13 protein-coding genes are annotated in these 15,024 nt (G+C 64.9%); 6 read left to right on the forward strand and 7 right to left on the reverse strand.

Features of this window, described 5'->3' with window-relative positions; translation table 11 throughout:
- Nucleotides 1–40 precede the first annotated feature (40 nt).
- The 5 genes from QZ471_RS07645 to QZ471_RS07665 all read right to left on the reverse strand — a co-directional run bounded on the left by QZ471_RS07645 (nt 41) and on the right by QZ471_RS07665 (nt 5,227).
- A complete protein-coding gene (locus tag QZ471_RS07645; RefSeq protein WP_295462370.1) occupies nt 41–1,009 on the reverse strand; it encodes a CDP-6-deoxy-delta-3,4-glucoseen reductase in 969 nt (322 codons plus the stop codon).
- Between the two features lie 11 nt (nt 1,010–1,020).
- Nucleotides 1,021–2,487, reverse strand: a complete 1,467-nt coding sequence (ubiD, locus tag QZ471_RS07650; protein WP_295462372.1) for a 4-hydroxy-3-polyprenylbenzoate decarboxylase — start codon at nt 2,485–2,487, stop codon at nt 1,021–1,023.
- Nucleotides 2,488–2,606: 119 nt separating this feature from the next.
- Nucleotides 2,607–3,869 carry a transcription termination factor Rho gene (rho, locus tag QZ471_RS07655; protein ID WP_295462374.1) on the reverse strand — a complete coding sequence of 421 codons (1,263 nt, stop codon included), beginning with the start codon at nt 3,867–3,869 and terminating at the stop codon, nt 2,607–2,609.
- A 225-nt stretch (nt 3,870–4,094) separates the two neighbouring features.
- Entirely contained in the window at nt 4,095–4,421 is a 327-nt protein-coding gene (gene trxA / locus QZ471_RS07660) for a thioredoxin TrxA (protein ID WP_007161345.1), read from the reverse strand.
- Nucleotides 4,422–4,531: 110 nt separating this feature from the next.
- Entirely contained in the window at nt 4,532–5,227 is a 696-nt protein-coding gene (locus QZ471_RS07665; RefSeq protein ID WP_295462377.1) for an FCD domain-containing protein, read from the reverse strand.
- Nucleotides 5,228–5,493: 266 nt separating this feature from the next.
- On the opposite strand from QZ471_RS07665, the gene QZ471_RS07670 reads away from it, so the two are divergent.
- From QZ471_RS07670 to ppx, 5 genes are all read left to right on the forward strand, one after another.
- Nucleotides 5,494–6,276, forward strand: a complete 783-nt coding sequence (locus QZ471_RS07670) for a transporter substrate-binding domain-containing protein (protein WP_295462379.1) — start codon at nt 5,494–5,496, stop codon at nt 6,274–6,276.
- Between the two features lie 13 nt (nt 6,277–6,289).
- Entirely contained in the window at nt 6,290–6,955 is a 666-nt protein-coding gene (locus QZ471_RS07675) for an amino acid ABC transporter permease (protein ID WP_027598186.1), read from the forward strand.
- Nucleotides 6,952–7,602 (forward strand): amino acid ABC transporter permease, encoded by a 651-nt coding sequence (locus tag QZ471_RS07680; RefSeq protein ID WP_295462401.1) that lies wholly within the window; start codon nt 6,952–6,954, stop codon nt 7,600–7,602. The genes QZ471_RS07675 and QZ471_RS07680 overlap by 4 nt, the downstream gene beginning before the upstream one ends.
- Nucleotides 7,589–8,320, forward strand: a complete 732-nt coding sequence (locus QZ471_RS07685; RefSeq protein ID WP_295462382.1) for an amino acid ABC transporter ATP-binding protein — start codon at nt 7,589–7,591, stop codon at nt 8,318–8,320. Before QZ471_RS07680 ends, QZ471_RS07685 begins: the two co-directional genes overlap by 14 nt.
- 112 nt (nt 8,321–8,432) lie before the next feature.
- A complete protein-coding gene (gene ppx / locus QZ471_RS07690) occupies nt 8,433–9,932 on the forward strand; it encodes an exopolyphosphatase (RefSeq protein WP_295462384.1) in 1,500 nt (499 codons plus the stop codon).
- An 853-nt stretch (nt 9,933–10,785) separates the two neighbouring features.
- Here ppx and ppk1 read toward each other — a convergent pair.
- Together ppk1 and hemB are read right to left on the reverse strand one after the other, a co-directional pair.
- A complete protein-coding gene (ppk1, locus tag QZ471_RS07695) occupies nt 10,786–13,014 on the reverse strand; it encodes a polyphosphate kinase 1 (RefSeq protein ID WP_295462386.1) in 2,229 nt (742 codons plus the stop codon).
- Between the two features lie 9 nt (nt 13,015–13,023).
- Nucleotides 13,024–14,046, reverse strand: a complete 1,023-nt coding sequence (gene hemB / locus QZ471_RS07700) for a porphobilinogen synthase (RefSeq protein ID WP_295462388.1) — start codon at nt 14,044–14,046, stop codon at nt 13,024–13,026.
- A gap of 262 nt (nt 14,047–14,308) precedes the next feature.
- Between hemB and QZ471_RS07705 the strand changes: the two genes are divergently transcribed.
- Nucleotides 14,309–14,863 (forward strand): DedA family protein, encoded by a 555-nt coding sequence (locus QZ471_RS07705; protein WP_295462390.1) that lies wholly within the window; start codon nt 14,309–14,311, stop codon nt 14,861–14,863.
- Nucleotides 14,864–15,024 lie beyond the last annotated feature (161 nt).

Consider the following 15,024-nt stretch of genomic DNA (forward strand, 5'->3'; position numbering starts at 1 on the left):
GAGCGGTCGCTACGGCGCACCGGCATGGCCGCGATCCGCATCAACTCCGCGGCGCGTAGGCGAAGACGTCAGCGCGCATCTGGTGCGCGTCCATACCGGCTTCCACCAGGGCATCCAGGGTGGCGTAGACCATCGCCGGCGAGCCGCTGGCGTAGACGTGCAGGCCGCTCAGGTCGGCGAAATCCGCCCGTACCACCTCGTGCAGCAGACCGCAGCGCCCTTCCCAGCCACAGGCATCGCTCACTACCCGGTGCAGGACCAGATTCGGCAAGCCAGCCCAGGCGTCCCAGGCCTCGATGGTGTAGAAGTCCTCCGGCGTGCGCACGCCCCAGTAGAGGTGCACCGGATGAGCGAAGCCGCGAGTGCGGGCGTCTTCGATCAGGCTGTGCATCTGCGCCATGCCGGTGCCGGCGGCGATGAGCACCAGCGGACCGTCGGGCAGTTCGGCCAGGTGGGCATCGCCATAGGGCAACTCGACCTGGGCCATACGCTCGCGCTCCAGCTGGGCCAGCAGCGCCTGGCTGCTGGCTTCCCGGGCCAGCACGTGCAATTCCAGCTCACGCCCCTGATGGGGCGCCGAGGCCAGGGAAAAGGCCGACTGCTTGCCCTCGTCACGACTGATCAGCAGGTACTGGCCGGCGTGATAGCGCAGCGGCCGCCCGGCCGGGGCGCGCAGGCGTACCCGGCGGACATCGCCACCCACGTCGTCCAGCGCCACCACCTGGCAGGCCAGCTTGCGCACCGGCATCTCGCCGGGCGCCAGGACGCCGTCCCACTGCAGCAGGCAGTCGCTCAGGGGTACCGCCACGCAGACATAAACCTCGCCATGATCGACGGTCTGGCCGTGCTGGCTGACCTGGCCTTCCACCAGCAGCGCCGCGCAGAGCTGGCAATTGCCATTGCGGCAGCTGTGCGGACCGCTGTAGCCGAGGCGCTGCGCGGCGGCCAGGATGGCTTCGCCGGGCTGGGTTTCCAGTACCGCACCCGAGGGCTGCAGGGTGACCTTCATCGTCGTCTCCGTTAGTCGATCCCGAGACTGGACCACATCTCGTCCACCCGTTTGACCACCGCTTCGTCCTTGACGATCGCCCGCCCCCATTCGCGGCTGGTTTCGCCCGGCCACTTGTGGGTGGCATCCAGGCCCATCTTCGAGCCCAGGCCGGAGATCGGCGAGGCGAAGTCCAGGTAGTCGATGGGGGTGTTGTCGATCATCACGGTGTCGCGCTTGGGGTCCATGCGCGTGGTGACCGCCCAGATGACGTCGTTCCAGTCGCGGGCATTGATGTCGTCGTCGGTGACGATGACGAACTTGGTGTACATGAACTGCCGCAGGAACGACCAGACACCCAGCATCACCCGCTTGGCGTGGCCGGGGTACTGCTTCTTGATGGTCACCACCGCCATGCGGTACGAGCAGCCTTCCGGCGGCAGGTAGAAGTCGACGATCTCCGGAAACTGCTTTTGCAGGATGGGCACGAAGACTTCGTTGAGCGCGACGCCGAGGATGGCCGGCTCGTCCGGCGGCCGGCCGGTGTAGGTGCTGTGATAGATGGGATCGCGACGCCGGGTGATGCGCTCCACGGTAAAGACCGGGAAGGTATCGACCTCGTTGTAATAGCCGGTGTGATCGCCGTAGGGGCCTTCCGGCGCCGTTTCACCCGGATGGATGACGCCTTCCAGCACGATCTCGGCGCTGGCCGGCACCTGCAGGTCGTTGCCCACGCACTTGATCAGCTCGCTGCGACTGCCGCGCAAGAGGCCGGCGAAGGCGTATTCGGACAGCGTATCGGGTACCGGCGTGACCGCGCCGAGGATGGTGGCCGGATCGGCACCCAGGGCCACGGCCACCGGATAGGGCTGGCCGGGATGCTTCTGGCACCATTCGCGGAAATCCAGGGCGCCGCCCCGGTGGCTCAGCCAGCGCATGATCAGCTTGTTGCGACCGATCACCTGCTGGCGATAGATGCCGAGGTTCTGGCGTTCCTTGTTCGGTCCGCGGGTCACCGTCAGGCCCCAGGTGATCAGCGGCGCCACGTCGCCCGGCCAGCAGTGCTGGATCGGGAGTTGACCCAGATCGACCGCCTCGCCTTCTTCGATCACTTCTTGGCAGGGGGCGTCCTTGAGCACCTTGGGCGCCATGCTGATGACCTTCTTGTAGATCGGCAGCTTCGACCAGGCGTCCTTCAGGCCCTTGGGCGGCTCGGGTTCCTTGAGGAAGGCCAGCAACTTGCCGATCTCGCGCAGGGCGCCGACGTCCTCGGCGCCCATGCCCAGGGCCACGCGCTGCGGCGTACCGAAGAGGTTGCCCAGCACGGGCATGGAGAAGCCCACGGGATTCTCGAACAGCAGCGCCGGGCCCTGCTTGCGCAGGGTTCGGTCGCAGATTTCGGTCATCTCGAGGATCGGCGAGACCGGGGCGGTCACGCGTTTCAGTTCACCACGCTGCTCCAGGCTGCGGATGAAGTCACGCAGATCTCGGTATTGCATGCGGCCTCTTGGCGCTGGGGAAAGTCTGGCAGTCTACCGCCTGAGTCGCGGATCGAGAAAGCTTGGCACCAGAAACGCGAAAGGCCGGGAAATCCCGGCCTTTCGTCAGCGGCATCGCCTTACTTGGCGCGCTTCATCGAATCGAAGAACTCGTTGTTGGTCTTGGTCTGACGCAACTTGTCGAGCAGGAATTCGATGCCGGCGATCTCGTCCATCGGATGCAGGATCTTGCGCAGGATCCACATGCGCGACAGCTCTTCCTCGTCGGTGAGCAGCTCTTCGCGGCGGGTGCCGGACTTGTTGATGTTGATGGCCGGGAAGACGCGCTTCTCGGCGATCCGACGATCCAGGGGCAGCTCCATGTTGCCGGTGCCCTTGAATTCCTCGTAGATCACCTCGTCCATCTTCGAGCCGGTTTCCACCAGCGCGGTGGCGATGATGGTCAGGCTGCCGCCTTCTTCGATGTTCCGCGCGGCACCGAAGAAGCGCTTGGGCTTCTCCAGGGCATGGGCATCAACACCACCGGTGAGCACCTTGCCGGAGCTCGGAATCACGGTGTTGTAGGCACGCGCCAGGCGGGTGATGGAGTCCAGCAGGATGACCACGTCCTTCTTGTGCTCGACCAGGCGCTTGGCCTTCTCGATCACCATGTCGGCGACCTGCACGTGGCGGGTCGGCGGCTCGTCGAAGGTGGAGGCCACCACTTCGCCGCGCACGGTGCGCTGCATCTCGGTCACTTCCTCGGGACGCTCGTCGATGAGCAGCACGATGAGGTAGCACTCGGGATTGTTGCGGGTGATGTTGGCCGCGATGTTCTGCAGCATGATGGTCTTGCCCGCCTTGGGCGGCGCGACGATCAGACCGCGTTGACCCTTGCCGATGGGAGCGCAGAGGTCGATGACCCGACCGGTGAGGTCTTCGGTGGAGCCGTTGCCGGCTTCCATGGTCAGGCGCTTGTTGGGGAACAGGGGCGTGAGGTTCTCGAACAGCACCTTGTTCTTGGCGTTTTCCGGACGGTCGAAGTTGATGGTGTCGACCTTGAGCAGCGCGAAGTAGCGCTCGCCCTCTTTCGGCGGACGGATCTTGCCGATGATGGTGTCGCCGGTACGCAGGTTGAAGCGGCGGATCTGGCTGGGGGAGACATAGATATCGTCAGGGCCGGCCAGGTAGGAGGAGTCGGCGCTACGCAGGAAGCCGAAGCCGTCCTGCAGGATCTCCAGCACGCCATCCCCGGAAATCTCGTCGCCGCCTTTCGCATGCTTCTTGAGCAGCGCGAAGATGATGTCCTGCTTGCGGGACCGGGCCATGTTTTCCAAGCCCGCGGCATCCGCCATTTCCAACAGTTCCGTGATGGGCTTTTGCTTGAGTTCGGTCAGATTCATAGACGTATGTTGACGTGAGAAGAGGCGAAGGAGGGATTCGAGCTGAGCGGCCGGATGCGAGAGTAGCTTCGCGGGATGCGTTCTGAAGAGGAGAACTGACGGCTACAGCAGATGAGAAGACGACCCGCTGCTGGGGTCGTGGGCTGGAATCTAGCACCTAGCCTGGTGCACGTCCAGCCGTTCGGACAGAAAAAAGCCCCGCGGGGCGGGGCTTTCGGCAGGTTCCTAGACGTTGGCGTCGAGGAAGGCGGCCAGTTGCGACTTGGACAGGGCACCGACCTTGGTGGCCTCGACCGCGCCGTTCTTGAACAGCATCAGGGTCGGGATGCCACGCACGCCGTACTTGGGCGGGGTGTCCTGGTTTTCGTCGATGTTCAGCTTGCAGACCTTGAGCTTGCCTTGGTAGTCCTTGGCGATCTCGTCCAGAACCGGGGCGATCATCTTGCACGGACCGCACCATTCGGCCCAGTAGTCGACCAGCACGGGGCTATCGGACTTCAGCACTTCCTGCTCGAAGCTGGCGTCGCTGACGTTGGTGATGTATTCGCTCATTGACTCTACTCTCCGAATTCCGGTGCGACTTGAAGTACCGCCATGATAGCCCTGCCGTCGCCACTTCGAAAGCACTCGAACATTGATGATGGCTATGATGGATATTGATGTTAGACAGCGGGCACTGGGAAAGGGGTTCCACTGCGCAGCGCCGCATTGCGGATATGTTCGCGCATGGCCTTCTGGGCCGCCGCCGGGGAACGCCGCGCCAGGGCCCGCAGGATGCGGCGGTGCTCCTGCCAGGTCTCCAGGGCCCGCTCCGGGCGGACGAAGGGCAGCTTCTGGCTTTCGTGGAAGCGCTCGGGACTGCTGGTGATCACCGCCAGCATGGCCGGATTGTCCGCCGCCACGAGCAGTTGGCGATGGAAGTCGAAGTCCAGCACGGCCGCCTGCTCCAGCTCATTGGCCTTCAGCGCGAGATGAAGGGCGTCGAGATTGTCCTCCAGCCGATCCAGGTCGGCGGGACTCAGGGTCACGGCGGCCAGGCCGGCGGCGAAGCCCTCCAGGGCGAAGCGCAACTGGAAGACGTGGGCCGCCGTCACCTCGCCAGCGAAGGGCCAGAGGCCATCCGCCGCGCCCGTCGCCTCCTGCACATAGACCCCGCGCCCGGGCTGGACGCTGACCAGTCCTAGGGCACTGAGGGTGGACAGCGCCTCGCGCAGGGAGGCGCGACTCACGCCCAGCCGCTCGGCCAGCTCGCGCTGCGCCGGCAGCGCTGCGCCGGGGGCATAGCCTTCGGTTTCGATCAGCCGGCGAATGGCCTCGACGGCATATTGGGGTACGGCACGGGTCGCAGCGAGGGGCATGGCGTGGTCAGGCCAGTCAGTCCGGAAGCTCGCCTTTTATGCCCAATTTCCGCTGACTTCAAGTGCAGCCCCAAGGCGGGGCACACCGCCACGACCGCGCACCAAAGCGGCTCACGCAAGTGAGCAATGCCGGTCCCGGAGCCAGGCAACTGTTCAGACCAGTAAGACCAATCTCCCGCGCCGACGGCCTTTGCACCTCTCTCAGGGGTGGCTGGCACATGAAATGCACAGGGCAGGGCCATCCATCCCATTTCCGGAGTCTCGTCATGCTCAAGCGCTGGACCGCCCTCTCCCTGCTCGCCCTGGGCCTGACCGCCCTGCACACCTCCGCCCAGGCCGATCAACTGGCCGACATCCAGCAGCGTGGCGTGCTGCGCGTCGCCGTCCCGCAGGACTTCCCGCCCTTCGGCTCGATCGGCCCGGACCTCAAACCGCGCGGCCTGGACATCGACACGGCACAGCTGATGGCGGACAAGCTGAACGTGAAGCTGGAAGTCACTCCGGTCAACAGCACCAACCGCATTCCCTTCCTGACCACCGGCAAGGTCGATCTGGTCATCTCCAGCCTGGGCAAGAATCCCGACCGGGAAAAGGTCATCGACTTCAGCAAGCCCTATGCGCCCTTCTATCTCGGCGTATTCGGACCCAAGGAAGCCGCCATCGCCACGCCCGAGCAACTGGCCGGCAAGACGATCTCGGTCACCCGCGGCTCCATCGAAGACCTGGCGCTCACCGACGTGGCGCCGAAGGACAGCGTGATCAAGCGTTTCGAAGACAACAACTCCACCATCGCCGCCTACCTGGCTGGACAGTCCGAGCTGATCGCCAGCGGCAGCGTGGTGATGAAGGTGATCGGCGCGCGCAACCCGGCCAAGGAGCCGGTCCTCAAGGTCAAGCTCAAGGACTCGCCGGTGTACGTGGGCATCAACAAGAACGAGCCGGCGCTCAAGGCCAAGGTCGACGCCATTCTCGACGCAGCACGCGCCGACGGCACCCTGAGCAAGAACTCCGAAAAATGGCTGGGCGATCCCCTGCCGAAGGACATCTGAGGATAGACGCGCCATGGCGTATCAGTTCGACTTCCAGCCCGTGCTCGCGCAGAGCGACCTGCTGCTCAAGGGGGCACTCTATACCCTTGAGCTGACGGTGATCGGTGGCTTCTTCGGCATCCTCATCGGCATCGTCGGCGCCACCTGCCGAGCCTGGCGCCTGAAACCCTTCGCCCAGGCCTTCGGGGTCTACGTCGAACTGATCCGCAACACGCCCTTTCTGATCCAGCTGTTCTTCATCTTCTTCGGCCTGCCCTCCATCGGGGTGCGGATCGAAGCCGGTCAGGCGGCGGTGCTGGCCATGGTCATCAACCTCGGCGCCTACTCCACCGAGATCATCCGCGCCGGTATCCAGGCGATACCGCGCGGCCAGCTGGAAGCGGCGGCGGCCCTGGCCATGACCCGCTTCGAGACCTTGCGCTACGTGATCCTGCGCCCGGCGCTGGCCAAGGTCTGGCCGGCGCTGTCGAGCCAGGTGGTGATCGTGATGCTGGGCTCGGCGGTGTGCTCGCAGATTTCCACCGAAGAGCTGACCTTCGCCGCCAACTTCATCCAGTCGCGCAACTTCCGCGCCTTCGAGACCTATCTGCTGACCACCCTGATCTATCTGCTCATGGCCATCGGTGTGCGCCAAGCGCTGCACTGGCTGGGCGTCTTTTTCATCGTCAGGAGGCGCTGATGGACTTCACTCTCGCCGACATCCTGCGCAGCCTGGCCAGCGGCCTCGGTCTGACGCTGGTGCTGTCGCTGGCGGCCTTCCTCTTCGGTGGCCTGGCCAGCGTGCTGGTCCTGCTGGCGCGCAACTCGACGCTCCGCCCGCTACGCCTGCTGGCACGCGGCTACATCGAGCTGTTCCAGGGCACCCCGCTGCTGATGCAGCTGTTCCTGACCTTCTTCGGACTGTCGCTGCTGGGGCTGGAAGTCCCCGCCTGGCTGGCCGCCGGGGTTGCCCTCACCCTCTTCACCAGCGCTTATCTCGCCGAGATCTGGCGCGGCTGCGTCGACGCCATTCCCCATGGCCAGTGGGAAGCCTCGGAAAGCCTGGCCATGACCCGCTTCGAGCAGTTGCGCCATGTCATCCTGCCCCAGGCCCTGCGCATCGCCGTGGCGCCCACCGTGGGTTTCTCGGTGCAGGTGGTCAAGGGCACCGCGGTGACCTCCATCATCGGCTTCACCGAACTGACCAAGATCGGCGGCATGCTCGCCAATGCCACCTACCAACCTTTCACCGTCTACGGCCTCGCGGCCCTGGGCTATTTCATCCTCTGCTATCCGCTGTCGCTGGCCGCACGCTGGCTGGAAAGGAGACTGCATGCCGCTGCTTAGAGTGACCGCCCTGCACAAGTATTACGGGGATCACCACGTCCTCAAGGGCATCGACCTGACCGTGGAAGAAGGCCAGGTGGTGGCCATCATCGGCAAGAGCGGCTCGGGCAAGAGCACCCTGCTGCGCACCCTGAACGGCCTGGAGTCGATCAACGACGGAGTGATCGAGGTCGACGGCGAATACCTCGACGCCGCCCGCGCCAACCTGCGTTCGCTGCGGCAGAAGGTCGGCATGGTCTTCCAGCAATTCAACCTCTTCCCCCATCTCACCGTGGGCGAGAACGTGATGCTGGCGCCCCAGGTGGTCAAGAAGACCAGCAAGGACGAGGCCCGCGCCCTGGCCCGGCAGATGCTCGAGCGGGTCGGCCTCGGCGAGAAGTTCGACAGCTACCCGGACCGCCTCTCCGGCGGCCAGCAGCAGCGGGTGGCCATCGCCCGCGCCCTGGCCATGTCGCCCAAGGTGCTGCTCTGCGACGAGATCACCTCGGCGCTGGACCCGGAACTGGTCAACGAGGTGCTGATGGTGGTCAAGCAACTGGCCCGCGAGGGCATGACGCTGATCATGGTCACCCACGAGATGAGATTCGCCCGCGAAGTGGGTGACAAGCTGGTGTTCATGCACCAGGGCAAGGTGCACGAAAGCGGTCATCCCCAGGAGCTGTTCGCCCACCCGCAGACACCAGAATTGGCTCAATTCATCGGCCAGGTGGCATCCTGAGGCGAAAAACCCCATTTTTTCTGCCGGTTTGCCCAACCGTAACCGCTGTGCGCTTGAAGCCGTCACCGGCTAGCTGGCACGATGGCGCGGTTTATCGCCGAGAGCCTCACAGATGCAGCCTTCGCCAGCCGACCCCCATGAACTGATCGCCGCCATCGATCTGGGCTCGAACAGCTTCCATATCGTCCGGGCGCGCAATTCCCACGGGGAAATCCGCATCCTTGAGCGGCTGGGCGAGAAGATCCAATTGGCCGCCGGCCTGGACGAGTCTCGACTGCTCAGCGAAGAAGCCATGCAGCGGGGCCTGGACTGCCTACGCCGCTTCGCCCAGCTGATCGCCGGCATGCCGCGCGGCGCCGTGCGCGTGGTGGGCACCAACGCCCTGCGCGAGGCGCGCAACCGCGCCGAATTCATCCAGCGCGCCGAAGCCGTGCTCGGCCATGCGGTGGAGGTCATCTCCGGGCGCGAAGAGGCTCGCCTCATCTACCTGGGTGTGTCCCACTCCATGCCCGACGTGCCCGGTCGCCGCCTGGTGACCGACATTGGCGGCGGCAGCACCGAATTCATCATCGGCCAGCGCTTCGAGACCCTGCAGCGCGAGAGCCTGCAGATGGGCTGCGTCAGCTACACCAAGAGGTTCTTCGCCGACGGCAAGATCACTCCGGCCCAGTACGCCCGCGCCTACACCGCTGCGCGCCTGGAGTTGATGAACATCGACCAGGGCCTGCGCGAGATGGGCTGGCACCAGGCCCTGGGCGCCTCCGGCACCATTCGCGCGGTGGCCCTGGCGATCCAGGCCGCCGGTCGCGGCAACGGCGAGATCACCCCGGACGGTATCGAGTGGCTCAAGCGCAAGCTGCTCAAGCAGGGTGACATCAACCTACTCAACATCGACGGCGTGAAGCCGGATCGCCGCGCCATCCTGCCGGGCGGCCTGGCCATCCTCGAAGCCCTGTTCAAGGCCCTCGAACTGCAGGACATCCACCTCTCCGAAGGCGCCCTGCGCGAAGGGGTGCTCTACGACATGATCGGCCGGCACAGCCACGAGGACGTCCGCGAACGCACCCTCAAGGCCCTGGCCGAGCGCTACCACGTGGACCAGCGCCATGCCGAACGGGTGGAGAAACGCGCCCTGAAGTCCCTGGCACAGGTCGCCGAGGCCTGGGGCCTGACCGACGAGAACCACGCCGAATTGCTGCGCTGGGCGGCGCGCCTGCACGGGGTGGGCCTGGACATCGCCCACTACCAGTACCACAAGCACGGCGCCTACCTGATCGAACACTCGGACCTGCCCGGCTTCTCCCGCCGCGACCAGCAGGCCCTGGCGCTGCTGGTGCGCGGCCATCGCCGCAACATCCCCGTCGAGCGCCTGCAGGAACTCGGCCCGGAAGGCGAACCGCTGCTGCGCCTGACCCTGCTGCTGCGCTTCGCCATCCTCTTCCACCACATCCGTCACAAGAGCATCCCGGACGTCCAGCTCAGCGCCGGCGAGCGCAGCCTGGACGTGCAGTTCCCCGATGGCTGGCTGGAAGAAAATCCTCTGACCCAGGCCGACTTCGAACAGGAAGCCCAGTGGTTGGAGCGGGTGGGGTATAGCTTGAGCGTACGCTGAGGGGATTTTTCGTAGGTTGGGTTGAGCGGGAGCGAAGCCCAACTGTTGGCTTTTCACCGCTCTAGCTGATTATCGTGTTTTGTTGATGGCTCTTGTTTCGCCTGGCCGGCGACTCACTTTTCTTTGCTTGTGCAAAGAAAAGTAAGCAAAAGAAAGCACACCCCAACAGTTCGGCCCTACGCTGCGCTCCGGGTCCCCTCGTCCCGGCGCCGTGGCGGAGGCACGGCACGAAGGGGCCTCCTGCCCCTCGCGCCTTGCTCGGCGTCCTGCCTCGCAACCCCCACCACGACACCGGAACTCGGCCTCACTGACGGGGCGGGGCGCCAGCCTGAGACTGTGGTGTCCACAGAGAGGGCCGGAGCGATTCGTAGTATGGAAAACCGTGTAGCGTTTTCCATGGGTGGGTACTGAAGTCATCAGTGGACAAGGCTTCGCCGTTGTCCACGCTAGGACCGCTTACGGTTCTTCAACCAATACTTTCAGGCTGGCGAATCGCCCCGTTCAGCAGGGCGAACGCCAGTGTCGTGGAGTGGGTCGAGCCGCAAGGATGCGGCGAGAGGTCCAGTGGGCCATGGACGGCCCATCTGGACCGACCCCGGAGCGGCGCTGGCGTGAGCGGACCCGCAGCGCAGCGGAGGGCCGGATGTCCGGGGCAAGCGTTTTTGGTTACTTTTGTCCGGGGCGCGCAGCCGCGACTGGCAAAAGTGACTCGCCCGGGTGGGCGAAACAAGAGGTTCCAGCAAAATTTAATGAATAGGCTAGGGCACCAATCACCCGCAACGTTGGGCTTCGCTCCCGCTCAGCCCAACCTACGAAACCAATCGGGGCCCATGGCGATATGGGCCGCCGCCCCTCAACGCGTATTCACCACCGGACTGGCCAGCCGCTCCAACAGCGTCGCCTGCACGCTGCGGGCATTCTGGTTGCCGGTGGGCGACTGCCGCACGTAGCTGCCGTCTTCCTGCAGCACCCAGGCCTGGGTGTTGTCGGTGAGGTAGCCTTCCAGCTCCTTCTTCACCCGGCTAATGAGCTTCTTGCCCTCCACCGGGAAGCAGGTCTCGACGCGCATGTCGAGGTTGCGCTCCATCCAGTCGGCGCTGGAGAGATAGAGCTTCTCGTCGCCGCCGTTGAGGAAGTAATAGATACGGCTGTGTTCCAGGAAGCGACCGATGATGGAACGCACCTGGATGTTGTGCGACACGCCCGGTACGCCCGGACGTAGGCAGCACATGCCGCGCACCACCAGGTCGATCTTCACCCCGGCCTGGCTGGCCTTGTAGAGGGCGCGGATAACCTTGGGATCGGTGAGGCCGTTGACCTTGGCCATGATCTGCGCCGGACGGCCCTCGCTGGCGGCCACCGCTTCGCGGTTGATCATCTCCAGCAGGTTCTTCTTCAGGGTGAAGGGCGCGTGCAGCAGCTTCTTCATGCGCAGGGTCTTGCCCATGCCGATCAGCTGGTTGAACAGCTTGTGCACGTCTTCGGTGAGGGCCACGTCGGCGGTCAGCAGGCTGTAGTCGGTGTACAGCTTGGCGTTGCCGGCGTGGTAGTTGCCGGTGCCCAGGTGGGCGTAGCGGCGCAGCTCGCCGTTTTCGCGGCGCAGGATGAGCATCATCTTGGCGTGGGTCTTGAAGCCCACCACGCCATAGATAACCACGGCACCGGCCTGCTGCAGGCGGCTGGCCAGCTGCAGGTTGGATTCCTCGTCGAAACGCGCGCGCAATTCGATGACCGCGGTCACCTCCTTGCCGCTACGCGCCGCGTCCACCAGGGCGTCGACGATCTCGGAGTTGGCGCCACTGCGGTAGAGCGTCTGCTTGATGGCGAGGACGTTGGGGTCCTTGGCCGCCTGGCGCATCAGGTCGATCACCGGGGTGAAGGACTCGAAGGGGTGCAGCAGCAGCACATCGAGCTTGCCCAGCACGTTGAAGAGGTTGTCCTTCTTCTGCAGCAGCTTGGGAATGGTCGGGGTGAAGGGGGCGTTCTGCAGCTCCGGGTGGCTGTCCAGCCCGGTGATGGAGAACAGCCGGGTCAGGTTGACCGGGCCGTTGACCTTGTACAGCTCGCTCTCGCCCAGGCCGAACTGCTTGAGCAGGTAGTCGGTGAGGTGTTTCGGACAGATGTCGACCACCTCGACGCGCACGGCATCGCCGTAGCGACGGGAGAACAGCTCGCCGCGCAGGGCACGGGCCAGGTCATCGACGTCCTCGGTATCCACCGAGAGATCGGCGTTTCGCGTCAGGCGGAACTGGAAGCAGCCCTTGACCTTCATGCCGGGGAAGAGATCGTCGGCATGGGCGTGGATCATCGAGGACAGGAAGACATAGTTGTCCCCGGGTCCGGCGACCTCCTCCGGCACCCGGATGATCCGCGGCAACAGACGCGGCGCCGGGATGATGGCCAGACCCGAGTCGCGGCCGAAGGCGTCCATGCCCTCCAGCTCGACGATGAAGTTGAGGCTCTTGTTCACCAGCAGCGGGAAGGGGTGGGTCGGATCCAGGCCGATGGGGGTGATGATGGGCGCGATCTCGTCGCGGAAGAACTTGCGCACCCAGGCCTTGATCTTGGTATCCCAGTAACGCCGCCGGATGAAACGGACCTGCTGCTCGGCCAGGGCCGGCAGCAGGACATCGTTGAGGATGGCGTACTGGCGCTCCACCTGGCCGTGGACGATATCGCTGATCCGCGCCAGCGCCTGGTGCGGCAGCAGGCCATCGGCGCCGGCCTGCTCGCGGGCGAAGGCGATCTGCTTCTTGAGGCCCGCCACGCGGATCTCGAAGAATTCGTCCAGGTTGCTGGAGAAGATCAGCAGGAACTTGAGCCGCTCGAGCAGCGGATAGGATTCGTCGAGGGCCTGTTCCAGCACCCGGATGTTGAACTGCAACTGCGACAGCTCGCGGTGGATGTACAGGCTGCTGTCATCCACGTTGGCCGCCGGCACGACGGGCGCAGCCGGCGCCTCGACCACCGGCGTGGCAGGCTGCGCCTCGGCATCCAGCGCGGGACCCTCCTCCGGCGTATCCAGAGACTCGGCGGTGACGGGCTGTTGCAGATCGGTTTCGACGAAACCCTGGCTATTCATTGAAGCTCCTTAGGAACGCGAAGGCCCCTGGCGAAGTTGTTGGGCGGCGCGTTTGGCGAAATAGGTGAGGATGCCGTTGGCCCCGGCGCGCTTGAAGGCCAAGAGCGACTCGAGGATGACGGCATCGGACAGCCAGCCGTTCTGGATCGCGGCCATGTGCATGGCGTACTCGCCGCTCACCTGGTACACGAAGGTCGGCACGCGGAATTCCTCGCGCACCCGGCGGACGATGTCCAGGTAGGGCATGCCGGGCTTGACCATCACCGAGTCGGCGCCCTCGGCCAGGTCGCCGGCGATCTCGTGCAGCGCCTCGTCGCTGTTGCCCGGATCCATCTGGTAGGTGGCCTTGTTGCCCTTGCCCAGGTTGGCGGCCGAGCCCACGGCGTCGCGGAAAGGCCCATAGTAGGCGCTGGCGTACTTGGCCGAATAGGCCATGATCTGCACATTGTGGTAACCGGCTTCTTCCAGCGCCGCGCGGATGGCCCCGATGCGGCCGTCCATCATGTCCGATGGCGCGACCACCTGGGCTCCCGCTGCCGCGTGGGACAGCGCCTGCTTGACCAGTACCTCCACCGAGACGTCGTTGAGCACGTAGCCGCGCTCGTCGAGGATGCCGTCCTGGCCGTGGGTGGTGAAGGGATCCAGGGCGACGTCGGTGATCACCCCCAGCTCGGGGAAGTGCTCGCGCAGGGCACGAGTGGCGCGCTGGGCGATGCCATCCGGGTTATAGGCCTCGGCGCCATCCAGCGACTTGCGCTCGGTGGGCGTCACCGGGAACAGGGCGACGGCAGGGATGCCCAGCGCCACCAGTTCGGCGGCCTCCTCCAGCAGGAGGTCGATGGACAGCCGCTCGACGCCGGGCATCGAGGGCACGGCTTCGCGACGGCCCTCGCCATCCAGGACGAAGACCGGCAGGATGAGGTCATCCACCGTCAGCACGTGCTCGCGCATCAGGCGACGGGAAAACTCGTCGCGGCGCTGACGGCGCATGCGAGTGGCGGGGTAGCTGCGGCTGATGGGGGTAAAACTCACGATCGACTCCCAGACCCGGATCACGGGTCAGTGTGATGGGTTATAGGCCACAATCATGACCGATTGGTAACAGCAGATGACAATATGGTGTGCCTATAGGTCCTATCCAAGGCAGACGCCGGCTGGACCCGGCGTGACACAGGGTCGCAGCGAAATCGGCGGCGACCGCTCAGCGTCCGGCGGACGGAAGCCCATCACACTTTCTTTCCAGACGGCAACCGGGGTAGGCTGCGCCATCTCTTTCCGCCTCGTGTAGTGCCGAATGCTCCAGCAATTCCTCCATGATTTCGGCTATTTCGCCCTTTTTCTAGGAACCTTCTTCGAGGGCGAAACCATTCTGGTGCTGGCCGGCTTCCTCGCCTTTCGCGAGTACATGAACATCCAGACCGTGATCCTGGTGGCCTTCTGCGGCAGCTACGCCGGTGACCAGCTCTGGTACTTCCTTGGCCGCCGTCACGGGCGCAAGCTGCTGGCGCGCAAGCCCAAGTGGGAGGCGGCTGGCGAGAAGGCCCTGGCCCATATCCGCCGTCACCCGGACCTCTGGGTCCTGAGCTTTCGCTTCGTCTATGGCCTGCGCACCGTGATGCCGGTGGCCATCGGTCTGTCCGGCTATCCGCCCGCCCGCTACCTGGTCCTCAACGGCATCGGCGCCATCGTCTGGGCGACCGTGCTGGGCTACGCCGCCTATCACTTCGGCGCCGTGCTGGAAGGGGTGCTGGGCAATCTCAAACGCTACGAGCTGATGGTGCTGGGCGGCTTCGTGGTGATTGGCCTGCTGCTCTGGTTGTGGCGGCGCAGCCGCGCGCCAAAGGTCTAGTGTGGTGTTTCAGAAGTTATCTACACAATTTTGGCGGCGCTTTTTGTCCGCAGCGGCGGACCGCCATGGACGTCGTTGCCACTCCTCGCCATAGCCCTGCTATGACTCGTCGCGGCGCCTAGCCCACGAACAAAAATCACTCGCCAATTCTTGCGCGAACT

The sequence above is a fragment of the uncultured Pseudomonas sp. genome, from assembly GCF_913774235.1.
Lineage (GTDB): Bacteria > Pseudomonadota > Gammaproteobacteria > Pseudomonadales > Pseudomonadaceae > Chryseomonas.

Coding starts and splice junctions, on each gene's coding strand:
- QZ471_RS07645 (WP_295462370.1), bottom strand. CDS start 1,009: ATGAAGGTCACCCTGCAGCCCTCGGGTGCGGTACTGGAAACCCAGCCC.
- ubiD (WP_295462372.1), bottom strand. CDS start 2,487: ATGCAATACCGAGATCTGCGTGACTTCATCCGCAGCCTGGAGCAGCGT.
- rho (WP_295462374.1), bottom strand. CDS start 3,869: ATGAATCTGACCGAACTCAAGCAAAAGCCCATCACGGAACTGTTGGAA.
- trxA (WP_007161345.1), bottom strand. CDS start 4,421: ATGAGCGAATACATCACCAACGTCAGCGACGCCAGCTTCGAGCAGGAA.
- QZ471_RS07665 (WP_295462377.1), bottom strand. CDS start 5,227: ATGCCCCTCGCTGCGACCCGTGCCGTACCCCAATATGCCGTCGAGGCC.
- QZ471_RS07670 (WP_295462379.1), top strand. CDS start 5,494: ATGCTCAAGCGCTGGACCGCCCTCTCCCTGCTCGCCCTGGGCCTGACC.
- QZ471_RS07675 (WP_027598186.1), top strand. CDS start 6,290: ATGGCGTATCAGTTCGACTTCCAGCCCGTGCTCGCGCAGAGCGACCTG.
- QZ471_RS07685 (WP_295462382.1), top strand. CDS start 7,589: ATGCCGCTGCTTAGAGTGACCGCCCTGCACAAGTATTACGGGGATCAC.
- ppx (WP_295462384.1), top strand. CDS start 8,433: ATGCAGCCTTCGCCAGCCGACCCCCATGAACTGATCGCCGCCATCGAT.
- ppk1 (WP_295462386.1), bottom strand. CDS start 13,014: ATGAATAGCCAGGGTTTCGTCGAAACCGATCTGCAACAGCCCGTCACC.
- QZ471_RS07705 (WP_295462390.1), top strand. CDS start 14,309: ATGCTCCAGCAATTCCTCCATGATTTCGGCTATTTCGCCCTTTTTCTA.